The organism is Fructobacillus americanaquae (assembly GCF_024029775.1).
GTDB classification, from domain to species: domain Bacteria; phylum Bacillota; class Bacilli; order Lactobacillales; family Lactobacillaceae; genus Fructobacillus; species Fructobacillus americanaquae.
On sequence record NZ_CP097122.1, the window covers coordinates 1,098,719 to 1,122,158 of the forward strand.

Annotated in this window: 18 protein-coding genes; 14 read left to right on the top strand and 4 right to left on the bottom strand. The window is 44.0% G+C overall.

From position 1 onward, the window contains the following. Positions 1–11 precede the first annotated feature (11 nt). Complete coding sequence (locus M3M36_RS05450; RefSeq protein WP_252773576.1) at positions 12–1,487, top strand: acyl-CoA reductase; 1,476 nt, start codon at positions 12–14, stop codon at positions 1,485–1,487. A gap of 2 nt (positions 1,488–1,489) precedes the next feature. Continuing rightward, complete coding sequence (locus M3M36_RS05455; RefSeq protein WP_252773577.1) at positions 1,490–2,257, top strand: SDR family oxidoreductase; 768 nt, start codon at positions 1,490–1,492, stop codon at positions 2,255–2,257. Positions 2,258–2,360: 103 nt separating this feature from the next. Here M3M36_RS05455 and M3M36_RS05460 read toward each other — a convergent pair whose 3' ends face one another. Further along, positions 2,361–3,101, bottom strand: coding sequence for a sulfite exporter TauE/SafE family protein (locus tag M3M36_RS05460; protein ID WP_252773578.1), 741 nt, complete (start codon positions 3,099–3,101; stop codon positions 2,361–2,363). 655 nt (positions 3,102–3,756) lie between these two features. Further along, the gene (locus M3M36_RS05465) at positions 3,757–4,275 is read right to left on the bottom strand and encodes an NUDIX domain-containing protein (protein WP_252774426.1); all 519 of its coding nucleotides are present in this window, start codon (positions 4,273–4,275) and stop codon (positions 3,757–3,759) included. Positions 4,276–4,446: 171 nt separating this feature from the next. Between M3M36_RS05465 and tgt the strand changes: the two genes are divergently transcribed. The 11 genes from tgt to uvrA all read left to right on the top strand — a co-directional run bounded on the left by tgt (position 4,447) and on the right by uvrA (position 20,650). Next, positions 4,447–5,664, top strand: a complete 1,218-nt coding sequence (tgt, locus tag M3M36_RS05470) for a tRNA guanosine(34) transglycosylase Tgt (protein WP_252773579.1) — start codon at positions 4,447–4,449, stop codon at positions 5,662–5,664. Between the two features lie 47 nt (positions 5,665–5,711). After that, the gene (yajC, locus tag M3M36_RS05475) at positions 5,712–6,020 is read left to right on the top strand and encodes a preprotein translocase subunit YajC (RefSeq protein WP_252773580.1); all 309 of its coding nucleotides are present in this window, start codon (positions 5,712–5,714) and stop codon (positions 6,018–6,020) included. A gap of 137 nt (positions 6,021–6,157) precedes the next feature. Next, complete coding sequence (locus M3M36_RS05480; RefSeq protein WP_252773581.1) at positions 6,158–7,891, top strand: ABC transporter ATP-binding protein; 1,734 nt, start codon at positions 6,158–6,160, stop codon at positions 7,889–7,891. Then, a complete protein-coding gene (locus M3M36_RS05485; protein WP_252773582.1) occupies positions 7,884–9,656 on the top strand; it encodes an ABC transporter ATP-binding protein in 1,773 nt (590 codons plus the stop codon). The genes M3M36_RS05480 and M3M36_RS05485 overlap by 8 nt, the downstream gene beginning before the upstream one ends. A gap of 118 nt (positions 9,657–9,774) precedes the next feature. Then, positions 9,775–11,004, top strand: coding sequence for a glycosyltransferase family 4 protein (locus tag M3M36_RS05490; protein ID WP_252773583.1), 1,230 nt, complete (start codon positions 9,775–9,777; stop codon positions 11,002–11,004). A gap of 1 nt (position 11,005) precedes the next feature. Further along, positions 11,006–12,085 (top strand): LTA glycolipid anchor biosynthesis glycosyltransferase, IagA/BgsA family, encoded by a 1,080-nt coding sequence (locus M3M36_RS05495; RefSeq protein WP_252773584.1) that lies wholly within the window; start codon positions 11,006–11,008, stop codon positions 12,083–12,085. A 10-nt stretch (positions 12,086–12,095) separates the two neighbouring features. Further along, complete coding sequence (locus M3M36_RS05500; protein ID WP_252773585.1) at positions 12,096–13,151, top strand: lysylphosphatidylglycerol synthase transmembrane domain-containing protein; 1,056 nt, start codon at positions 12,096–12,098, stop codon at positions 13,149–13,151. A gap of 5 nt (positions 13,152–13,156) precedes the next feature. Further along, a complete protein-coding gene (locus tag M3M36_RS05505) occupies positions 13,157–13,417 on the top strand; it encodes a DUF1797 family protein (RefSeq protein ID WP_252773586.1) in 261 nt (86 codons plus the stop codon). A 71-nt stretch (positions 13,418–13,488) separates the two neighbouring features. Continuing rightward, complete coding sequence (locus M3M36_RS05510) at positions 13,489–15,552, top strand: LTA synthase family protein (RefSeq protein WP_252773587.1); 2,064 nt, start codon at positions 13,489–13,491, stop codon at positions 15,550–15,552. Positions 15,553–15,664: 112 nt separating this feature from the next. Beyond that, positions 15,665–17,674, top strand: coding sequence for an excinuclease ABC subunit UvrB (uvrB, locus tag M3M36_RS05515; protein ID WP_252773588.1), 2,010 nt, complete (start codon positions 15,665–15,667; stop codon positions 17,672–17,674). Between the two features lie 87 nt (positions 17,675–17,761). Then, a complete protein-coding gene (gene uvrA / locus M3M36_RS05520; RefSeq protein WP_252773589.1) occupies positions 17,762–20,650 on the top strand; it encodes an excinuclease ABC subunit UvrA in 2,889 nt (962 codons plus the stop codon). Positions 20,651–20,734: 84 nt separating this feature from the next. Here the strand turns inward: uvrA and M3M36_RS05525 are convergent, their stop codons facing one another. Together M3M36_RS05525 and M3M36_RS05530 are read right to left on the bottom strand one after the other, a co-directional pair. Beyond that, on the bottom strand, positions 20,735–21,697 hold the full coding sequence (locus M3M36_RS05525) for a thymidylate synthase (protein WP_252773590.1): 963 nt from the start codon (positions 21,695–21,697) through the stop codon (positions 20,735–20,737). A gap of 78 nt (positions 21,698–21,775) precedes the next feature. After that, positions 21,776–22,255 carry a deoxycytidylate deaminase gene (locus M3M36_RS05530; protein WP_252773591.1) on the bottom strand — a complete coding sequence of 160 codons (480 nt, stop codon included), beginning with the start codon at positions 22,253–22,255 and terminating at the stop codon, positions 21,776–21,778. A gap of 110 nt (positions 22,256–22,365) precedes the next feature. On the opposite strand from M3M36_RS05530, the gene M3M36_RS05535 reads away from it, so the two are divergent. After that, entirely contained in the window at positions 22,366–23,226 is an 861-nt protein-coding gene (locus tag M3M36_RS05535; RefSeq protein ID WP_252773592.1) for a bifunctional 5,10-methylenetetrahydrofolate dehydrogenase/5,10-methenyltetrahydrofolate cyclohydrolase, read from the top strand. Positions 23,227–23,440 lie beyond the last annotated feature (214 nt).

Here is a 23,440-nt window from a genome sequence, read left to right on the forward strand (position 1 = left end):
AAGAGGATACAATGGCTAAAGAAGGAGAGACAACCAAAATCAACTTGTTTCTTTCGCCAAATGAGAGTCAATTTAATCGATTGAAAACCTGGTCGATTTCGGTGGGTAAGCAACGCTATGATTTACAGTATCCTGATTTGACAGAACAAGAAGTCAAAGAAACCATCAAGACGTTGAAAGACCATCAGCAGGCTTTTTTAAGTCAACTTTCGGTCGAAGAAATCATTCTGATGATTAGTACTGCCGCCGAAAAATGGATGGACCCGGAGTACAATGAGCGCCAGTTGGCACTAAAGTTATTACCGATTATCACGGGATACAGTGAGGAAACGATTAACTTGGAAATTAGGCGGTATATGCGCCTGTTTCGTGCCAAAGAGTTACGTCGCTTTTTAAATACGGAATTGGCAAACCCAGCAATTTTGGATGCTTTTCAGCCACAAGCATCCGGAAGCCTAACCAAGGCTTATGGCCCCCAAACAAGCTTTCACGTTTTTTCCGGTAATATTCCTGGTCTCCAGGTTTGGTCGCTCGTAATGACACTGTTGGTAAAATCAGCTAGATTTGGGAAAACTTCCTTTGCTGAGCCGCTTTTCCCGGTGCTCTTTGGCCAAAGTTTATTAGCAGTGGAACCCAGATTGGCGGGTTGCTTGGCAATCTTTCCTTGGAAAGGTGGTAGCAAGAAGTCAGTTGAGAAAGCGGCTGCGGCTGGGACAGAGGCTACGATTGCCTATGGCTCGGATCAATCGGTGAAGAATGTTCAGACATTGGTGCCAGCTGGCCATTTATTTTTGCATTTTGGCTATAAAATCAGTTTTGCTCTGGTTGGTCAAGAGGCGTTGGCGACCGATCGGTATCAAGGTACCGTTAATCGGGCGGGTGCGGACGTAGCGATTTATGACCAGCAAAGCTGCCTGTCGCCGCAGTGTATTTTCGTTGAACGCGGTGGTTCTCTGTCACCAAAGGACTTTGCTAGTGCGTTAGCAGCTGATTTGGCAAGCAGACAACAACGGTGGCCTCGGGCGGACCTGGATGACCAACAAGCCACAGCCATTAACCGCTTAAGGGCACAATTTCAATTGGAAGCAATCGCTGATCACAGCTTGACAGTCTATTCTAGTCCGCAAAAGACAGATTGGACCGTTGTTTACCATGATCAACCCATCTTCATCAGTTCGCCATTAAATCGGTTTGTGCATGTGGTGGCCGTTGATAATTTACTGACTGTGCCGATTTACTTAAGACCCTACCAGCAGTACTTACAAACTGCCGGTATCGCTGTCGCACCAAAACGTCTGTTACCAATCACGGATACTTTGGGCCAAGCGGGTTTGTGCCGGATTACCGCCTTAGGGGAGATGACTCGGGCACGACCTGGTTGGCACCATGATGGTCGTTTTAATATATTAGATTTGTTGCGGTTTACAGATATTGAGCCAAGTGCAGAAAGTCTGGCTGAACACTTAGATACAGATGTGGAGTGGTAAAGATGTTATTAGAAAATCAAGTCGCACTGGTGACTGGGGCTAGCCGGGGCATTGGTGCTGCCGTTGCTAAAAAATTTGCTGCTGAGGGAGCACTTGTTATCGTCAATTTCTTGAAAAATCAGGAAAAAGCGGATGCAGTTGTGCAAGAAATCCAGACAGCCGGAGGACAAGCGGTCGCGATGGCTGCCAATGTTTGTGATGACCAGGCAGTTCAAGATATGATGACGATGATTGCTGATAATTTTGCAGGTTTGGATATTGTTGTTAATAATGCCCTAAGACACTACAGTTTTAATCCAAAAAACCGTCATCAGGTGGAATCGATGCCTTGGAGTGACTATCAGGAACAATTTGAGGGGGCAGTCAAGGCAGCTTACAATGTCAACCGGGCTGCCCTCCCTTTGTTAAAGGCGAACCAGGACGGTCGAATTATTCAGATGATCAGTAACCTTGTTCAACAGCCAATGGTTCCTTACCACGATTATATTACTGCGAAGGCTGCTTTATTAGGCTATTCGCGGGCATTAGCCAAAGATCTTGGGCCATTTGGTATCCGCGTGAACACAATTGCACCTGGGCTGACTTATCCGACCGATTCGAGCAGTGCTACTGGTAATGACGTGCGTGAGCGGTTGTTGGCTCTCTCGGCAACGAAATGGTTAACCATTCCAGAAGATGTGGCTGGAACAGCTCTGTATCTAGCTTCAAGATTATCCAATAACGTGACGGGTCAGTGCATTACAGTTGATGGTGGTCTAACCATGAATTAACAATCAACTTGTTTTTTTATTAGGTGTTTGTTTGAATAAGTGAAACAAAAAAGGAAACAACTAGTCAGGGAGAAGCCTGACTAGTTGTTTCCTTTTTATCTTTTTAAAAGAACAAACGAATACCAAAGTACATAATGACAAAGCCAATGAAGGGCGATAAGAACTTGTTAATCTTTTTTGGATCAAATTGTTTTAGAACAAGGGGTGTCAGAATTGAACCCGCCACACCACCAATCATCAGATAAAGGCCAGCTGTCCAAGAAATAGGACCGCCACTTAGTAAGTGGCTGATGAGCCCGACGACAGCTAAAACCCACAGAACGTAGGTTGTGGTACCAGCAGCCTTGACTGCAGGCACGTTCATAATCGAAAGGCCCGCTACGGTGGCCGAGCCACCTGATAGGCCGCCAAAACCAACCATCAGGCCGGAAATTAGTCCAAAGACTGGTGCGACTTTACTATTCTCATTGGACTTTGCGTTCTCTTTTTTCTTACGGAAATTTTTGATGACCACAATCAAGCCCATCCCAGTCAACAAGATTCCGACGCCGAGATTGTAAACAGTGACGGGAATGAACCGGGAGACGGCGGTACCGATGATAATGCCTGGAATACCGGCTATAATTAATCGATTTCCAAGTTTACTTTCGATATTCTTTAACCGCCATTGTGTTATCATGCCTGAAAAAAGGGCGAAGACGGCAATTAAGAGCGAAGTTGGGACAGCGACGACAGTCGACATCCCTAAAGTCGATGTTAGCACTCCAAGGTAAAAAGTGGCACCCCCACCACCAATTAAGGTAACAAAGCAGCCAATTAGGAAACCATAGAAAATTGCAATCATGAAAAAACCAGCTTTCAAATAAAAGATTTAGCAAAACCGAGCAGGGTTTGCGGAGGTTCAGGAGATGAACCTTCAAACAGAATGACACTAATTATTAGTAGTCTACCAGTCTTTGCCAAAAAATGCAGGGTAGGAGTTGGTTAAAAGAAAAAAGTGCGAGGACGTCAGCAGCAAAAAGAGCGGAAAATTTTAGTATCAAAAAAGGACTGGGATTTCCAGTCCAAAGGTTGGCTAGTAACTTGGTGGCAGTGAAAGAATTAATGGAACGGTAAACAGGTCGGAATAAAAAATGCATTTTTTGGGAAACGTGATAGAAATATAGTTAGGAACTCATTGATTACACGAAAGAATCCTGTTTACCCAATGTCGAACAATAGAAGTAGGAATTAAGACAAGTATTCATATAAGGACACTGCCACCAGGTTCCTAGCACCAAGATTATATAATAATTTTAAAATAACGACCATTATTTAAAAATATTATACAAAAGCAGGGCGATTAACTAAAAAATAAATTTAAATATTGAAAGTTGCCGGTACCATAGTTTGGTCAGGGAGATTAAGGTTGATTGGGGCTGATTTATTCAGACTGTGACAACCGTTTTTTTCTTAGTCAAGCAACGACCCGTTGCTCTTCAGGCAAAATAAAAAAGGCCTTAGGCCTTTTTGTTTGAAAAAGATTCGCGTAACCATGGTTGGTTACTGGCCTCATTTTCAGTTAAAACACGTTCGAGCGTTTCCGCCGCCGCAGGCACAAACATTTCTGGTCTTGGGTTAACCGGAATAAAGTCGGCGGCCAAAGTTTCATCACCATCGACAACTAAATCAGCTGCGCTGGCACCAGGAACTAAGCGGACCTCAAAGCCCATTGACAAGGTCTCTTGGGCATCGCCCCATGAATTTTTGTCTGTGACGTGGCTGGCTACGCCTAAGAGCCGGACTACTTCGACATCGAGATTGGTTTCTTCTTTAAATTCACGGACAACGGCCTGCATTGGTGACTCACCATACTCCAAGAACCCCCCTGGGAAGCCGTAGCCATTCTTTGAATCACCACGTTTTTCTAATAAAATAGCGTCGTGGTTTTCATTCCAAAGTACGCCCCAGGCAGAGGGAAAAATCATGCCTTCGTGACCAACTTTTGCCCGCATTCGAGCGATATAATTTTGTTCCATCAAATAACCAGCTTTCTTATTTTTAGCTTTGAGTTAATTTTACAATAGTATCATAACATTCAATCATGGTGTTTTGCGGGCTGTTTTTTGCAGACTAATTTGCTTGTCAACCGTTTCCAAGATCGACCGTGCTATAATGGGAATAGTGAAAATTTTTGAAGTAGGTGAAATATGACACAGCAAAAGGGTGCCGTTTGGTACGAACACCTTCATACTGAAAAACATACCGGTGCACGTCGTGGCCGATTACATACTCCCCATGGAACCTTTGAAACGCCAATGTTTATGCCAGTTGGAACTCAGGGCGCCGTTAAGGGCGTGAATAATCGAACATTGAAGGAAATTGGGTCCCAGTTTATCTTGGCCAATACTTACCATTTGTGGGTTCGCCCCGGAGATGAGTTAATTGCTGAGGCCGGCGGCTTGCACAAGTATATGGGTTGGGATCAGGCCATTCTAACCGATTCTGGCGGCTTTCAAGTCTTCTCATTATCCGATTCGCGTAAATTGAGTGAAGAAGGGGCGACCTTTCGTAACCACGTGAACGGCGACAAGATGTTTTTGTCGCCGGAAGTGGCCATGCGCATTCAGAACAATTTGGGTTCTGATGTCATGATGCAGCTGGACGAAGCCATTCCTTATTTTGAAACCTATGAGTATATTCGGGATTCCATGCAACGATCATTACGTTGGGCAGACCAGGCACAACAGTATCACAAGAAGACCGATACTCAGGCTTTATTTGGAATTGTCCAAGGAGCTGGTTTCCGCGATTTACGGACTGAATCCGCTCAGGAATTGGTCAAGATGGACTTGCCAGGCTATGCCGTGGGTGGTTTATCTGTTGGTGAATCAAAGAAGGAAATGAATCGGGTTTTGGACTTTACCATGCCAATCTTACCCGAGGATAAGCCCCGTTATTTGATGGGGGTAGCTGCTCCTGACTCCTTGATTGATTCGGTTATCCGCGGGGTGGACATGTTTGATTGTGTCTTGCCAACGCGAGTCGGCCGTAAGGGGACACTGATGACTAAGCGCGGTCGAGTGGTAATTAAGAATTCGAAGTATAAGAATGACTTTTCACCTATTGATCCTGATTTGGAATATTATTCAAAGAATCCCATCCGGTCAAATCAGTTTGGCAATTTAGCGCAATACGATTTGCCATCTTATAGCCCTTATCAAAACCTATCAAGGTCTTACTTACACCATCTCTTTAATGCCAATGAGTTGCTGGGAGCGCAAATTGCCTCAGAGCATAACCTGCGCTACCTGTTAAACTTAATGGAAGAAATGCGGACTGCGATTGAAGAAGACCGACTCTTGGAATTCCGTGAGCAGGTCTTGGAAGATTATGGTTATAATAAACCCAATGCGCGTTTGTTCTAAAAATTTGTTACAATAGTTTAAACTAAAATAAATTAAAGGAAGTTTTTATGCAAAGTTTCATTTTCCCTCTATTAATTATTGTTGTGATGCTTTGGTGGATGTCACGGACAAGCAAGAAGCAACAACAACGCCAACAAGAGATGCGCAGCAATCTGAAGCCAGGTGCTAAGGTGATTACCATTGGTGGTTTGCATGCTGTTGTTGATGCTGTCAACGAAGAAGCAAAGACTGTTGATTTGGACGCCGAAGGCGTTATTTTGACTTTTGAAGCAACGGCTATCCGGACTGTTAAACCTGAAGAGGCTAAGTCTGACGATAACACCGCTGAAGAAGCAAAGGACGAAGCAAAAGATTAAGACGTGACTCGTTTTGTTTAACACAAACAGTCGTCTTGGACCCTCCCAGCAATTCGGGAGGGTCTTTTTACCAGTAAAAAGGGACAAAAATTCTAAGGAATGCTGATTTGCCCCAAAAACGTGATGAGGAAGAATTGATGAATTTATTATTACATTATGCCAGGCCTTATTGGAAGCAAATCACCTGCGCTGTTTTAGCAGTCGTGACGATGGCAACGGCAACATTATTGCAGCCTCAGTTTTTAAAGCGGATGCTATCGGCTATTATTGCTGATAATTCACAGGCCGTTCTCCATAATGGGGTTTGGCTGCTAGTACTAGCCGTTGTTGGTATGATTGCCGGGGTTTCAGGCACCTATTTTGCTTCCCAAGTTTCCCAAAGTTTTGCGGCTGATTTACGACGAGCAGAGTACGAAAAAATTCAGTCGTTTTCTTTGACACAAATCCAAAAGTTTTCGTCTGCTAACTTGGTGATTCGACTAACCAATGATATTAACCAGGTGCAACGGTTTGCCATGCAGTTGCTGCAAATTATTTTACGCGTGCCAATTTTGTTTGTCGGTGGCTTGGTGTTGGCCATTTGGACCATGCCTAGTCTTTGGTGGGTAATTGTTTTGATGATTATTTTAATCATGTTGGCAACAGGACGTATTTTTGGCAAAATGGGTGGTTTGTTTGGTAAGTTCCAACATATCTTGGACAAAAACAACACTCTTACCCAAGAAAGCCTTTCAGCCGTCCGCGTCGTGAAGTCCTTTAACCAAGAAAAGCAGGAAGAAGATAACTTTGCAGCTAGTACTAAGGAATTGACTGATTTAAACCAAAAGATTTCTTATATTTTCTCATTAATGCTGCCGGTTTATATGCTAATTTCCTATATTGCCATCGCTGCGGCTTTACTTTTGGTTTCGCAAACAATTTTGAAGAATCCCGATGAATTGGCAAAAATTACACCTTTTATCACCTATTTAAATCAGATTTTGTTCTCCTTGCTGATGATGGGAATGGTTTCCAACATGGTTTCCCGCGGTTTGGTTTCTTTGAAGCGTATTGGGGCGGTGATGGCCGAGCCCAGTACCATTAATATCCATGCCAATGCTGAAACTGGAGCGGTTAAGCGGTTGAATGGGGTGATTACTGTTCGCAATCTTTCCTTTGCCTATCCAAATGATGACAAACAGGTTTTGCGCGATATTTCCTTTAACCTTCTCGCTGGTCAAACGCTTGGCATCGTTGGTTCGACCGGGTCCGGCAAGTCAACTTTGGCACTGTTGTTAGCCCGTTTGTATCAGCCGAGTGCGGGTCAGATTGACATTGATGGCCAAGATTTACAAACCATCGACCAAGAAACGCTGCATCAAAACCTATCAATTGTCTTGCAAAAGCCAGTCTTGTTTTCCGGCACGATTGAAGACAACTTAAAGATGGGGCGTCCAGATGCCAGTTTGGCTGATTTAGAAAAGGCAGCCGACCAGGCTCAGGCCAGTGAATTTATTAACCAATATCCTAACCGCTTTGGTCAAGAAGTGTCTGAAAGGTCTTCTAACCTTTCTGGTGGGCAGAAGCAACGGTTGTCGTTGGCGAGAGCCCTTGTTAAAAATCCGAGTTTGTTAATCTTGGATGATTCAACCTCGGCCTTGGATGCCCGGTCAGAAAAGTTGGTTCAAGAAGCATTAGCCAAGGACTTTGTGGCAACCACTAAGGTGATTATTGCTGAAAAGATTGCTTCCATTATCCATGCAGATCAGATTCTAGTCATCGATCAGGGGCAGATTGTTGGTGCAGGAACGCACCAAGAACTACTCGAGCAGTCTGAAATTTATCAAGATATTTACCAAAGTCAAAAAGCAAAGGAGGACAACCATGGCTGAAATCAAAACAGCACTTGCTTACTTTGTTAAAAATTTAAAGCAATATTGGCGAGCTTTGTTTATTTCGTTGCTTTTAATTTTAGTGGCAACTTATGCACAAATTAAGGCACCGCTTTATTTAGGGGATGCCATTTCGTCCTTGACTGATTATTTGGTTGCCTCGCTCACGCCTGGGGGTCATGGTTCCTTACATGACTTTTATGTGGCCGTTTTTTCCATGATTGCTTTTTATGTGTTGACCGAATTTGCCTTGCTAATTTCAGGTCTCATGACTGCCAAAATTTCTTCTGATTCAGTGGGTGTGATGCGGCGTGGCTTGTTTGGCAAGCTTCAAAAAATGCCGGTGCGCTACTTTGATACCCACCAGGACGGAAAGGTTTTATCACTCTTTACTTCTGATTTAGATAATATTTTTACGGCCATGAATAACGCCGTTTTTCAGATTTTCTCTCAAGCGTTGCTTTTTGCTGGTGTGATTTGGATGATGTTTGCCAAATCAGCAACGATGGCGTGGGTAACCTTAGCCTCAACGCCAATTGCCATTATTGGTGCCTTACTGATTGCTAAATATGCTCAAGTTCAAATTAACCACCAGCAGGCGGCGACAGCTGATATGAACGGTTATATTAATGAACAGTTGGCAGGGCAAACTGTTCTGTTGACGGAAGGCCGCCAAGCGGATTCAATTGAAAAGTTCGAGCCGTTTAACGATCAGGTCCGAGTAGCTAGTCAAAAGGGACAGTTCTATTCTGGCCTGTTAAATCCTTTGATGCAGGGCTTCTCTTTGCTTAACTTAGCTATTGTGATTTTCTTTGGTTCGTGGTTAGTTTTGCATAATGGCATGGACAAGGCCTCGGGTTTGGCCTTGGTTGTTGTCTTTGTTAACTACTCACAGCAGTTGTTTCAACCAATTACTTCATTGACGACTATTTATAATGTCCTGCAACTGGCCGTAACGGGTGCTAACAGGATTACGGAAGTTGAAGAGGAAGACGATGAAGTTAATAACGGGAAAAAGATTGCTGGTCCATTAAAGGATGAAATTGCTTTGAAGCATGTTGATTTTGCCTACAATCCTGATCGACAAATTTTAAAGGATGTTTCAATTACGGTCAAAAAGGGACAGATGGTTGCTTTGGTTGGGCCAACGGGTTCTGGTAAGACGACTGTGATGAACCTTTTAAATCGTTTCTATGATCTTTCAGGTGGTGAAATTACCTATGATGGGACCAAGTTACAAGACTTTGACCTTTATTCCCTGCGTGATCGAGTTGGGATTGTTTTGCAGGAATCAGTTATCTTTTCCAAGTCAATCATGGATAATATTCGCTATGGCCGGCCGGATGCCAGCTTAAAAGAAGTCCAAGAGGCCGCTAAACAAGCCCGCATTCACGACTTTATTATGTCCTTACCGGACCAATATGATACACAAATTTCTCCTGAAAAAGATCTTTTCTCCAGTGGGCAAAAGCAGCTCCTTTCGATTGCTCGGACAATCTTAACGGATCCAGTTTTGTTAATCTTGGACGAAGCAACATCAAACGTTGATACGGTGACCGAGGCAAAAATTCAAGAGGCAATGGACAACGTTATGGCTAACCGAACTTCCTTTGTGATTGCGCATCGTCTGAAGACAATCTTATCTGCTGACCAAATTGTTGTTTTGAAGGATGGACAAGTCATCGAGCGTGGTTCTCATGAGGATTTGATTAAGAAAAACGGCTTCTACGCTGAACTTTATACGAATCAAATGGTCTTTGAATAAGGACTGCAGTGGTCCACAATGATGATTTCTTGCTGGAGCAAGATTTGGAACGGTCTCAGCGAGATGGTATACTAAAAGTATTATGCCCACGGGCAAGCAATGAGCAATGGAGATTCCTATGAAAATTGGCTTATTTACGGATACTTATTTTCCACAGGTTTCCGGTGTCGCCACCTCAATTCAAACCTTAAAAAATGCTTTGGAGGCCCAAGGCCACCAAGTCTATATTTTTACGACCACGGACCCCAAGGTTGACAAGCATACGCCAGAAGAAGGAATTTATCGTTTTTCATCGATGCCTTATTTTGGCTTCAAGGATCGTCGCTTGACTTTTCGTGGTTTAATTCAGGCTGTTGAAATTGCCCGTGACTTGGGCTTGGAAATTGTGCATACCCAAACGGAATTTTCGTTGGGCTTAATTGGCAAGTATGTGGCCCGACGGTTAAAGATTCCTGTTATTCATACCTATCACACGCAATATGAAGATTACACACATTATGTTGCGAAAGGGATGTTAATTCGGCCCAGTGCAGTTGGTCATATCGTCAAGGCCTACCTGAAGGGAATGGAGGGCGTAATTGCTCCTTCTGAGCGGGTCAAAGAAAGTCTCCTCAGTTATGGTGTGACGATTCCAATTCCAGTGATTCCAACCGGTGTGGCTATCCAAAAGCGAGAAGCTCATCACGATCTTCGTAAGCAGTACGGTTTGGCTGAGAATCAGCCGGTGATTTTATCTTTGGGGCGGTTAGCTTTTGAAAAAAATGTGGCTTTGACCATTTCTGCCTTTTCTGAGCTTTTGCAGACCGTTCCAGATGCCAAGCTCATGATTGCTGGTGACGGCCCAGCTAAAAAATCACTGGAAGAACAGGTTGAAGACATGGGCTTGCAGGAAGCGATCATTTTTACGGGAATGATTAATCATGACCATGTCGGTGATTACTATCGAATGGCTAACGTTTTCGTTTCCTCATCAGATAGTGAGACACAGGGGCTAACTTTTATTGAAGCCTTGGCAGCCGGCCGGCCGTTTGTCGCTGTTCGTTCACCTTATTTAGAAGAAGTGGTGACCAATAAGGCCATTGGAACGTTAATTGATGATTACGACGAGTTCCTAGCTGCCACTTTATACTACTTACAGCATTCTGATACAGCTGCCGATGATCAAATTCGGGCAGCAGCAGTAAAAAACGTTGATGCAACGACTTTTGCGGATCGAGTCTTAAACTTTTATGACCAGGTCTTGCAGAATTACCACCATGATGACGTTGATGACGATTCAGACCAGTTAACGGATGAAGAGGTCGGCTATATCAAACGTCTCTTACGCAACCCCTTTAGGAGAAGCTAACTTGAAGGTTCTGTTATATTTTGAAAACCAAAAATTGATTGCCAAATCAGGAATTGGTCGAGCAATGCGCTTGCAACAAGAAGCGCTAGCACCAATTGCTAATGTGGAGGTAACGACTGACCCCAAGTGTACAGACTATGATATTTTGCATATCAACACTTATGGCGTGAAATCGATGTATATGGTCAAAAAGGCCCACAAGATGGGGAAAAAGGTGGTTTACCACGCTCATTCGACTTATGAAGACTTTCGTAATTCATTTTTTGCCTCAAATTTGATTGCACCCTTGTATAAAAAGTACTTGGTAGCCCTCTATGGTCAAGCCGATGCTTTGATTACGCCAACGCCGTATTCAAAATCACTTTTGAAAAATTACGGTCTCACACAGCCAATTTATGCTATTTCAAATGGGATTCGTTTGAGTAAATATGCAAACGATCCACAAAAAATTCAGGCCTACAAGGATTATTTCCGTATTCAACCAGGACAAAAGGTTGTGATGTCTGTTGGTCTATTCTTTGAGCGTAAGGGGATTTTTGACTTTGTTGAATTAGCCAAGCGGCACCCAGAAATTACCTTTATTTGGTTTGGTCATACCAACCCCGCCATCTTGCCACGCAAAATTCGCCGGGTTGTCTTTGGTGGCGAACATCCCAAAAACCTCATTTTCCCGGGTTATTTATCTGGCGATGTGATTTTAGGGGCCTTTGCTGGGGCTGATTTGTTTTTGTATCCATCTTATGAAGAGACAGAGGGAATTGTTGTCTTAGAAGCCTTGGCCTCTAAGCAGCGTCTCTTGGTTCGTGATATTCCAGTTTATGATTCTTGGCTGAAAGACGGCGTTAACAGCTATAAGGCAGAAGACTTAGACGACTTTGACCGTCAAATGGTCGCAATTTTAGCCGGTGAAAAATCTGATTTGACGCAGGCTGGCTTCCAAGTTGCACAAGAAAAAGATTTAAACCGAGTTGGCGAAATTCTTGCTGAGGTTTATCAAGCAGTTTTAGATAATCGCGCCTTGTCACTTAACCCTGACCAGGACGAGGCGCTTATGCCAGCTTGGTCGACGAATCGGTCTTAGGAGATTCTTGATGGGTGCTTTAAAATCCAAAAAAAACCAATTATCGGCCTTGCTTGTCCTCGTGCTAACAGGTCTAACCGTCTATTATTTGACGCGGGAATTAAGTGGCCGTGAAAAGCAATTAGAGGCTGCGCTGAAAGTCTTAGACTGGCATTTTCTTGTGCTTGCATTGTTGACGATGATGCTGTCGTTGCTGCTAGAGGCATTGGCTACTAGATCTCTGCTGAGTTCTGTTGACCGAAAGAATACGAGTTGGGGAACGTTGATTCGTGTTCCGTTGTTGAATCAACTAGGGACGGGTCTGACGCCTTTTGCTTCCGGGGGACAGCCAGCACAACTATATGCGTTAACTCGAGGAAAAATTGAAGGTAGCCGCGCTTTATCTGTGACTTTGATGAAATTTTTGGTTTATCAAATTGTGGTCGTTTTGTTCTTTATCGTCGGCTATGTAGCCGCTGATTCTTTCATCTACAAAAATGTTGATCCAGCCTTTGCGACTTTCATTCCTTTTGCTATCGCTATTCACGCCGTCGTGATTATCGGTCTGCTGTTGATCATGTTTTGGCCACAGCTGTCTTTGAAGGTTGTTGAGTGGTTTGGCCGTGGCGCGCGAAAGTTTATGAGTGCCAGTCGAGTTAAAAAATTAGTTGACACGACGGAAGATAAGGTCAATAATTTCCATCAGGAGTCAAAACGTGTGGCCCGCTCGGCTAAGTCACTCCTGGTAGCAACCCTGTGGACTGCTCTGCAATTAATTGCCTTTTACCTGGTGCCCTATTTTGTTATCCGGGCCTTTGGCTATGCCTCCGTGAACCCCTGGCTGATTTTAACAATGAACATTATGATCGTGATGGTTATTTCGTTGTTTCCAATTCCAGGTGGTGTTGGGGGGGCGGAGCTGTCCTTTCAACTTCTCTTTACGCCTTTTGTTAAGAACCCAGCAACGCTAGTCTTGGTTATCTTAATTTGGCGCATCATTACTTATTACTTCTGTCTCTTTGCTGGTATTTTAGCCTATGTAATTCCTAATAAGGAGCAGCGGTTGGCAAAGAAACAAAGGGGGTAAAAAGAATGGATGAATTAGCCAGTAAAAGTGTTTTAACAACGATATTAAACCGGCTCTTTGCCATGGAAAAATCAACGGACCAGCGTTTTCAAGTTCGACGTTTTGATTCTTACGGCTTAGAGGTTTTAAAGGTAACCCTTGATCAAGAAGACAAGGTTTGGACAATCGAAGAACACCGGCGCAATAAGCAATATAAATTTGATGATGTTGATTTGGTTGCCATCGAGATTTACGATGTCCTCTTCGATATTCAACATACCTTTTAAGTTTTGTGAGGAAAACCAATATGTTAGCTCGTCTTAAAAATGAATTCAAGCCAAAAAAACTCTGGCAAAAGATGAAGAATACTAAGGACTTTTGGACTAGTATTAGTGGTTTTTTTGTTTTGAACCTTTTTTTTGTGTGGTTAAAGACTTATATTAATTACCACATCAATTTTTCTTTGGGTGCCCAAGGACCAATTCAGGATTTCTTGCTGTTCTTGAATCCAATCCCAACGGCCATTATTTTGCTCGGGATTGCACTCTATTTTCGCGGGAAAGTGGCTTATATTCTAGCCTGGGTGATGAACTTAATTCAGACCCTTTGGCTCTTTGCTAATATCCTTTATTACCGTGAGTTTTCTGATTTCTTATCCTTTGGGATTATGGGATCTGGTTCATCAACGGGAAATAACCTGGGCAAGTCAATTGCAGCCATTATTCGCCCAACGGATTTCTTAGTCTATGTTGACTTGATTGTGATGGCCGTCCTCTTACTCTTTAAGTTTTGGCCGATTGATAAGCAAGCGATTCAAAAACGTTATGCGATTTTGACAACTATTTTAGGAATTGTCTTGATGTTGGTCGATTTCGGTGTAGCTTCGGTTGACCGATCGGGCCTGTTGACGCGCTCATTTGATAACAACTATATTGTCAAGTACTTAGGCTTAAATGAATACGCTGCCTTTAATGCCTGGCAGACCAATAATCAAACGAAATCTCGTAAAGAAGCCAGTGCCGCTGATTTACAAAAGGTTCAAGATTTCTTGAAGCAAAATTCAGTGCCGGCCAATATTTCATACACCGGAACCGAAAAGGGGAAGAATGTCTTCGTCATTCACCTTGAGTCTTTCCAGCAATTTTTGATTGATTACAAGGTTGATGGTCGCGAAGTAACACCAAACTTAAACGCCTTCTACCACGATCAAAATACCCTTTCGTTTGATAACTTCTACAACCAAGTTGGACAAGGAAAGACATCTGATGCTGAAATGATGCAGGAAAATTCCTTGTACGGACTTTCAACCGGATCAGCAATGACCAAGTACGGTTCCAGCAATACCTTTGAGGCGACACCGGCCATCCTAGGCCAACAGGGCTACACTTCTGCCGCCTTTCATGGTGATGTGCCAACCTTCTGGAACCGAAATAATACTTATAAGTCCTTTGGCTATAATTATTTCTTCTCAAAGAACTTCTATAAGGATAGCGATAAGCCAAGTTATAATGTTGGTTATGGAATGAAGGATAAGATTTTCTTGAAGGATACTGCTCAATATATCGAACAGTTACCACAGCCATTCTATGCCAAGTTAATTACGGTGACGAACCACTACCCATATGAAATTGATAAGGAAGATACTGATTTCCCAGCTACAAAGACTGGTGATACTACAGTTGATGGTTATGTTCAAACAGCGCACTATCTTGATCAGGCGTTCGGTGAACTGATGGCTTATCTCAAGCAGGCTGGCTTGTACGATAACTCTGTCTTTGTTTTGTACGGTGACCATTATGGTATTTCTGAAAATCATAAGCCTGCCATTGCGAAATTATTGGGTAAGACTTCTGTTAGCGATTACGACTTGGCCCAATTCCAAAAGGTGCCATTCATGATTCATGCAACTGGCTTGCAGGGTGGAATCAACGATACCTACGGTGGTGAAATCGATATGATGCCAACTTTGATGAACCTTTTGGGGGTTTCAACAGAAGGGATGACCATGTTCGGTCACGATTTGTTGTCAACTCAAAATCCACAAATTGTTGCTTTCCGTGATGGTGATTGGACGACACCAACTTATACAAAGTATAAGAACCAGTACTTCGATAGTAAGACTGGTCAGAAATTGTCAATCGATAATAATCCAGCGTTAAAGGCAACGGCGCAGCGAGTGCAATCATACGTTGATGAATCGCTATCAAATTCGGATAAGGTAATTACAGGTGATTTGCTTCGCTTTGATAAGAACCGTTGGAATTTCCACCAAATTGATAAAAAATCGTACGACTATACGAAGGCCAATACCTTGAAAGCATTGAAGGCGAGCCAGTCGTCGAGTCCAACTTCGATTTTAGCCTTACGTAACGGCCAATCGACTGTAGCAGATTATAAGACTGATGCACCAGAGTTGAAATAAAAAACAAAACAAGAAAACGGACACGTTCAAGTGATAGAACATGTGTTCGTTTTTTGTTATATTTGTTATAATATTCCTGAATGATTTTTTTACCAGGCGAGGAGGATTTATCTTGATTACACCGCAAAAAGATCAAAGCTTTGAAGTCGTTTCAAAGTACCAACCGACTGGTGATCAGCCGAAAGCGATTGATAAACTCGTGAAGGGTTTAAAAAATGGCGTCAAGGAGCAAATTTTGCTCGGGGCAACGGGAACTGGGAAAACATTTACAATTTCCAATGTGATTGCTCAAAACAATAAGCCCACCTTGGTCCTGTCACACAACAAGACCCTGGCTGGTCAGCTCTATTCAGAATTAAAGGAATTCTTCCCACATAATGCGGTTGAATACTTTGTTTCTTATTATGATTACTACCAGCCAGAGGCTTATGTCCCTTCTTCAGATACCTTTATTGAGAAGGATTCCGCGATTAATGACGAAATTGACCAATTGCGCAATTCGGCAACGGCTTCACTTTTTGAGCGTAATGATACGATTGTTGTTGCTTCAGTCTCGTCAATCTTTGGTTTGGGTGACCCGCACCAGTACCAAAACCACGTGATTTCCTTGCGGGTCGGTAACGAATATGGTCGCAATCAATTGATGCGCGACCTGGTTGACATTCAATTTACCCGAAACGATATTGACTTTCAGCGTGGAACTTTCCGGGTGCGCGGCGATGTGATTGAAATTTTCCCGGCCTCCCAGGATGAGCTGGCCATGCGAGTTGAGTTCTTTGGCGATGAAATTGACCGCATTCGACAAATCTCAGCCTTGACGGGTCAAGTTGTTTCTGAACGCGACCATGTGGCGATTTTTCCGGCTAAACACTTTATGACTGATGATGAACGGATGAAGGCAGCCCTGATTGGTATTCGCCAGGAAATGGAAGACCAGGTCAAGAAATTTGAAAAAGCAGGAAAACTTCTTGAAGCCCAAAGGATTAAGCAACGAACCGAATATGACCTCGCCATGTTGAATGAAATGGGCTTTACTTCTGGAATTGAAAATTATTCGCGCTGGATGGACGGACGCAAAGAAGGGGAACCACCATTTACCCTTCTTGACTTCTTTCCCGATGATTTTTTGCTTGTTGTCGATGAAAGTCACGTGACGATGCCACAGGTGCGCGGAATGTACAATGGTGACCGTGCTCGAAAGCAAACTTTGGTTGATTATGGTTTCCGTCTCCCTTCAGCATTAGATAACCGTCCTCTGCAATTACCAGAGTTTGAAAAACATGTTAATCAAATCATTTATATGTCGGCCACGCCAGGTGATTACGAACTTTCTCGGGTACCCAAACGTGACATTGTTGAGCAAATTATCCGGCCAACCGGCTTGCTCGATCCGGAGATTGAAGTCCGCCCAGTGATGGGGCAGATCGACGACTTAGTCGGTGAAATTAACCTGCGGGTAGAACGCAATGAGCGCGTCTTTATTACAACGCTGACAAAGCGGATGTCAGAGGATTTGACGGACTATTTGAAGGACGTTGGTATTAAAGTAGCTTACCTGCATTCCGATATTAAGACGCTTGAACGAACGGCCATTATCCGTGATTTGCGTTTGGGAAAGTACGATGTGCTCGTCGGTATTAACTTGTTACGTGAAGGAATTGATGTCCCCGAAACCTCTTTGGTAGCCATTTTGGATGCTGATAAAGAAGGTTTCTTGCGTAATCCTCGCTCGTTGATTCAAACAATTGGTCGGGCTGCACGAAATGCAAACGGCCACGTGATTATGTATGCCGATAAGGTGACAAGGGCGATGCAGGAGGCGATGGATGAAACGGCTCGTCGTCGTGACATTCAGATGGCTTATAACAAGGAACATGGCATCACGCCACAAACAATTAAAAAAGAAATTCGCGACTTAATTAGTGCAAGCAAGGCGGCTGAAGAAGTTGAAGACGTTGACTTGACCCAAGTTGACTTTGCTGATTTGCCAAAGTCAGACCAGACTGAAATTTTGGAAAACCTAACTAGCCAAATGAAGGCTGCAGCCAAGGGCTTAGACTTTGAGACTGCTGCTAAAATTCGCGATAATATTATGAAATTGAGGAAACGGGCCGGCCGGTAAAGGGTTGGTCTCTAGTCACCGCTGTGATAAAACAGGGGTGAACTTGCCAAGCGGGTTTTGGCTCGTTTGACCATGAAAGAGGATTTTATGGCGAAAGATAAAATTGAAATTCGCGGGGCTCGTGCCCATAACTTAAAAAATATTGATGTTGATATTCCCAAGGAATCCCTCACGGTTGTGACTGGCCTATCGGGATCAGGAAAGTCCTCTCTAGCTTTTGATACCCTCTATGCCGAGGGGCAACGACGCTACGTGGAATCATTGTCCGCCTACGCCCGGCAATTTTTGGGACAGATGGATAAGCCTGATGTTGACTCGATTGACGGCCTCTCACCGGCCATTTCCATTGATCAAAAGACAACTTCGAATAATCCACGGTCAACGGTTGGGACAGTAACCGAGATTTCGGATTACTTCCGCCTGTTGTTTGCTCGAGTAGGGAAACCTGACGATCCAAAGGATGGGACGAAAATTCTCCATTCGATCGATCAAATGGTCGAATACGCTCAAAAAGCGTTACCTGAGGGGACCCGTCTGCAGGTTTTTGCACCGATTATTAAACACAAGAAGGGCACCCATGAAAAGGCCTTTGCTCAGATGCAAAAGCAGGGTTATTTACGGGCTCGCATTGATGGTGAAATTGTCGAACTTGATACAGTTGATGACCTTGCTTTGGAACGCAACCGCTTCCATGATATTGATGTTTTGGTGGATCGAATTGTGTTGCGGGCTGATGCTCGGTCGCGCCTTTTTGATTCAATTGAAGCAGCGACGAACCTAGCGGGGGGATTAGTCGTTTTGGAACCAGTTGGCCGTGGTGATGAGGAGGTTCCCGCGCCATTGAGGTTCTCAGACCACTATTTGGGTGACCTGAAAGATTTTAAGGTTGGCCGGTTGGAACCGCGACTCTTTTCTTTCAACGCACCAATGGGAGCTTGCCCAGTTTGTCAGGGACTGGGGGCAACCCAGGAGGTTGATTTAGACCTCGTTGTGCCTGATGATACCTTGACGCTGAAACAGGGCGCTCTGGCGCCTTGGAACCCAATTTCTTCCAATTACTATCCTGCATTGTTGGAACAGTTCTGTGAACAATTTGGAATTGACCAAAATGTGCCCTTCATGGACTTATCAAAGAAGGACCAAGACCTGATTTTATATGGTTCGGGTGAAAAAGAATTCCATTTCCATTTTCAAAACGATTTTGGTGGCGTTCGTGATGCTGATCAGGTTTTCGAAGGGGTGATGAATAACGTTTCCCGGCGGTATAAGGAAACCAACTCTGACTTTACTCGTGACCAAATGGCCCAGTACATGACGCGATTAACCTGTCCAGCATGTCATGGATACCGGTTAAATCCGGCGGCCTTGTCGATTAAGGTTGGGGGTCGCAATATTGGTGATGTCACTAATTTGCCAGTTGATGAAGAGCTAGCATACTTTGCTAATTTAACCTTTGGCCCCCAGGACCAGGAAATTGCTCAACCAATTTTAAAAGAAATTCAAGATCGACTTGGCTTTTTGCGGTCGGTTGGCCTTGATTATTTGACGCTATCTCGTTCTGCAGCGACATTGTCTGGTGGTGAATCTCAGCGAATTCGTTTAGCAACACAAATTGGATCCAACCTATCTGGGGTTCTTTATGTTTTGGATGAGCCATCGATTGGTTTGCACCAGCGCGATAATGACAAGCTCTTAGCATCAATGAAGTCAATGCGTGATTTGGGCAATACGTTGGTTGTCGTGGAACACGACGAGGATACCATGGAGGCGGCCGACTACCTCATTGATGTCGGCCCTGGTGCTGGGTCACTTGGTGGCCAAATTATGGCTGCTGGAACACCGACCGAGGTCATGCAGAATCCAAAATCTTTGACGGGTCAGTACCTTTCGGGGAAGCGGTATATTCCAGTACCAAAGTCTCGTCGGAAGGGTAATGGAGCAGAAATTGTCATTCGAGGAGCAAAGGAAAATAACCTGAAAAACATTACGGCGAAGTTCCCACTGGGCAAGTTTGTGGCCGTAACGGGGGTTTCTGGATCGGGCAAGTCGACACTCGTCAATACCATTTTAAAACGGGTTTTGAAGCAAAAACTCAACAAGAATTCAAATAAGCCTGGTGCTTACCGCTCGGTTGAAGGAATTGAAAACCTCGAACAAGTAGTTGATATCGACCAATCGCCAATCGGTCGAACGCCACGGTCAAACCCTGCCACTTATACAGGTGTTTTTGACGATATTCGCGAGTTGTTTGCCCAGACAAATGAGGCTAAACTCCGTGGCTATTCTAAGGGACGGTTTTCTTTTAATACGAAGGGTGGCCGTTGTGAAAACTGTCGTGGTGATGGAGTCATCAAGATTGAGATGAACTTTTTACCTGATGTTTACGTAGCCTGTGAGGTCTGTGGTGGTACTCGTTACAATTCTGAAACCTTGGAAGTTACTTATAAGGATAAGACGATTTCTCAAGTTTTGGATATGACCGCTAAGGAAGCCCTCGATTTCTTTGCACCAATTCCAAAAATTGCGCGCCGTTTGCAAACAATTAATGATGTTGGTTTGGGCTATGTAAAATTAGGTCAGTCCGCAACAACCCTATCAGGTGGTGAGGCGCAGCGAATGAAGCTGGCTTCCGAATTACACCGAAGGACAAACGGGAAGACGATTTATATCTTAGATGAACCAACAACTGGCTTGCATACCGATGACATTGCTCGATTGCTAACGGTTTTGAACCGTTTGGTTGATGCCGGCAATACGGTCGTTGTTATCGAGCACAACTTGGACGTAATAAAATCAGCTGACTGGTTGATTGATTTGGGTCCAGAGGGCGGTGCCGGTGGTGGTAAGATTCTGGTCACTGGGACACCGGAAAAGGTTGCGAAAAATACCGAATCTTATACGGCAAAGTATTTGAAAAAAATTATGGACCGGGATATTGCCCGTGAAAAGCGTGATGAAAAATCAGTGCAGCCCTAAAGAACAATAAAAACGGCAGTGACCATCTGCTTTTGATGGTCACTGCCGTTTTGTTTTCTAATAATTGAAAGTGCTTAGCTTGGCTTAAACCGCAACCGCACCACGGATAGCCGGTTCTGATTCATAATCCAAAATTTTAATATCATCCATGGTGTAATCAAAGATTGACTTGACCTCAGGGTTCAGCCAAAGCTTTGGCAATGGATGCATTGGTCGACTAATTTGTTCTTTGACTTGGTCGATGTGGTTCTTGTAGATATGTGTGTCGCCGATGGTGTGGACGAAGTCACCAACTTCCAGACCAGTTTGAGCAGCAATCATGTGAATCAACAGCGAGTAAGAAGCGATATTGAAGGGAACGCCTAAGAAAAAGTCACCTGAGCGTTGGTAAAGTTGTGCGGAGAGCTTACCATCGCTGACGTAGTACTGGGATAAGACATGGCAGGAAGGTAATGGTGCCTGGGGAGTTGTTTCTGCATTCCAGGCAGACAAAATTAAACGCCGAGAGTTCGGATTGTTCTTGATTTGGTCGATTAAGTTGCTGACTTGGTCTGTGGTACCACCTTCGGGCAAAACTGAAGCCCATGACCGCCAGAGCTTACCGTAAACTTCACCGATATAACCGTACTTTTCCATAAAATCATCATCGTTTAAGATTTTGTCGACGAAGATGTCCTTTTGTTCCTGGTAGAGAGCATTGAACTGGGAATCGGTTTGTGACCGCAAGCCAAAATCAGTCATGTCCGGTCCGCTGTACTCGTCAGACTCAATCCAGTTTTTAAAGGCCCATTCGTCCCAGATATGGTTATTGTTTTGCAACAAGAAGCGGATGTTATTATCACCGCGCAAGAACCAGAGCAATTCTGATTTGATCAGCTTGAAGAAAACTTTTTTAGTGGTTAAAAGAGGAAATCCTTCCTGGAGGTCAAAGCGCATCTGTGTTCCAAAGATTGAATAGGTTCCGGTCCCAGTTCGATCATCCTTGTAGTGGCCTTCGTTTAAAATTTTAGCCGCCATATCGAGGTATGTTTGTTCGTTTTGACTCATGATTAGTCCCCTTTAATAAAAAATTATCCTTCTCAGTATAGCAAAAAAGCCAAGAGTACTCCTGGCTTTTTCTTGGGTCTAGTCTTGAATAAATTGAGTGAGGTTAATTTGCTCAGCTGTCTGTTCTTCAAAGGGGACTTGGACTAAGGCAACATTTTTTTCTTCTAAGAGGGACTCGGCAAATTCGTCATTGTGATAGTCGCGCATGAAGTTAATCTTTTTAATGCCGGCTTGAAGCAAGAGTTTTGTACACTGCACGCAGGGAACATCGGTGACATAGACTTCTGATCCTTCAACGGCAATGCCCATCGAGGCGGCCTGCATTAAGGCGTTTTGCTCGGCATGAACGGCTCTGATACAGTGACCATCGACGACATAGTCACCAACTTCCGTACAGTGAGGGGTGCCAGAAACGGCCCCGTTGTAGCCAGAGGCGATAATGCGATGGTCCTTAACAAGGATGGCGCCAACGTGACGTCTAGTGCAAGTTGACCGGGTCGACAGGATGGCGGCTTGTGCGATAAAGTATTGATCCCAAGAAATACGGTTGTCAGACATGAAAAAAATTACCTTTCTGTAAACAAAAAACGGTTTTATTCTGATAAAATTGTCTTACAAAGATATTTTATAATAAAACGTTCGGAAAATCAGGAGCAAGGAGAAACGTAATGGCAACTATTTTAGACGGAAAGGCCCTCTCGAAGGACCTCAAAATCGCACTGGCGGACAAGGTCAAGGAATCGGGGTTGAGTCCAAAGTTAGCGGTTGTTTTCGATCCAAAAAATGATGGATCACGTCTCTATGTTGGCATGAAGCAACGAGCAGCAGCCAAGGTTGGTATTGCCACTGAGGATATTGCGGTTGCTGACGATGTGACAACAGAAGCCGTCTTAAAGATTGTAGCAGATTTGAACGCAGATCCAAGTGTAACTGGTATTTTGGTTCAAGCGCCATTGCCAAAAACTGTCAATGACCAACAGGTTTTCTCAGCCATCGCCCCTGAAAAGGATGTTGATGGATTAGGGGCCTTCAACCAAGGGATGCTCTTTGGTGACCAACCTGGCGAATACGCTGTGGCTGCCACTCCACAAGGAGTGATGACGCTGTTGAGGCATTATGACATTGATTTACATGGCAAGAAGGCTGTTGTTGTTGGCCGGTCTCAGCTTTTTGGTCGACCAATGGCTGCTTTGTTAAACAACGCGAACGCAACGGTAACGATGGCTCACCGTTACACCCCACGTGAAATGCTTTTGGATTCCCTCCAAAATGCGGATATTGTGGTCGTTGGGGTTGGGATTGCCAACTTTATTACCGGTGACCAAATTAAAGATGGTGCTGTTTTGGTTGATGTCGGGATGAACGTCGTCGACGGGAAGACCACGGGTGATATCGAATTTGCCTCAGCCGAAAAGAAGGCTTCTTTCATTACGCCAGTGCCAGGTGGTGTTGGTCCGATGACCATCGCTACTCTGTTGGAAAATACTTTTGCAGCCGCTCTGAACCAAGCAAAAAGCAGTAAGAATTAATTATGTTTATCTAAAAGATCGAATTCATTGGATTCGGTCTTTTTTGTTTACAAAAAGGTTCCTTGCCTAACCTGCTCGAGCGGACAAGGAATGATGGAAAATTGGCCACGTCAACAGCTTTTTTGGTTGAGCAATTTTTTACTGAACTGGTCGTCTTATTCACTAGCAACGAAGGGAGGACACCATGATCAAGAAAATGGCCAATTGGCCAGAA

Excerpts from the sequence above, each read along its gene's own strand:
- M3M36_RS05480 (WP_252773581.1), top strand. The coding sequence starts at position 6,158 with ATGAATTTATTATTACATTATGCCAGGCCTTATTGGAAGCAAATCACC.
- M3M36_RS05450 (WP_252773576.1), top strand. The coding sequence starts at position 12 with ATGGCTAAAGAAGGAGAGACAACCAAAATCAACTTGTTTCTTTCGCCA.
- M3M36_RS05505 (WP_252773586.1), top strand. The coding sequence starts at position 13,157 with ATGGATGAATTAGCCAGTAAAAGTGTTTTAACAACGATATTAAACCGG.
- M3M36_RS05510 (WP_252773587.1), top strand. The coding sequence starts at position 13,489 with ATGAAGAATACTAAGGACTTTTGGACTAGTATTAGTGGTTTTTTTGTT.
- M3M36_RS05525 (WP_252773590.1), bottom strand. The coding sequence starts at position 21,697 with ATGAGTCAAAACGAACAAACATACCTCGATATGGCGGCTAAAATTTTA.
- M3M36_RS05460 (WP_252773578.1), bottom strand. The coding sequence starts at position 3,101 with ATGATTGCAATTTTCTATGGTTTCCTAATTGGCTGCTTTGTTACCTTA.
- M3M36_RS05485 (WP_252773582.1), top strand. The coding sequence starts at position 7,884 with ATGGCTGAAATCAAAACAGCACTTGCTTACTTTGTTAAAAATTTAAAG.
- M3M36_RS05530 (WP_252773591.1), bottom strand. The coding sequence starts at position 22,255 with ATGTCTGACAACCGTATTTCTTGGGATCAATACTTTATCGCACAAGCC.
- yajC (WP_252773580.1), top strand. The coding sequence starts at position 5,712 with ATGCAAAGTTTCATTTTCCCTCTATTAATTATTGTTGTGATGCTTTGG.
- M3M36_RS05500 (WP_252773585.1), top strand. The coding sequence starts at position 12,096 with ATGGGTGCTTTAAAATCCAAAAAAAACCAATTATCGGCCTTGCTTGTC.
- M3M36_RS05455 (WP_252773577.1), top strand. The coding sequence starts at position 1,490 with ATGTTATTAGAAAATCAAGTCGCACTGGTGACTGGGGCTAGCCGGGGC.
- M3M36_RS05490 (WP_252773583.1), top strand. The coding sequence starts at position 9,775 with ATGAAAATTGGCTTATTTACGGATACTTATTTTCCACAGGTTTCCGGT.
- M3M36_RS05465 (WP_252774426.1), bottom strand. The coding sequence starts at position 4,275 with ATGGAACAAAATTATATCGCTCGAATGCGGGCAAAAGTTGGTCACGAA.
- tgt (WP_252773579.1), top strand. The coding sequence starts at position 4,447 with ATGACACAGCAAAAGGGTGCCGTTTGGTACGAACACCTTCATACTGAA.
- uvrA (WP_252773589.1), top strand. The coding sequence starts at position 17,762 with ATGGCGAAAGATAAAATTGAAATTCGCGGGGCTCGTGCCCATAACTTA.
- M3M36_RS05535 (WP_252773592.1), top strand. The coding sequence starts at position 22,366 with ATGGCAACTATTTTAGACGGAAAGGCCCTCTCGAAGGACCTCAAAATC.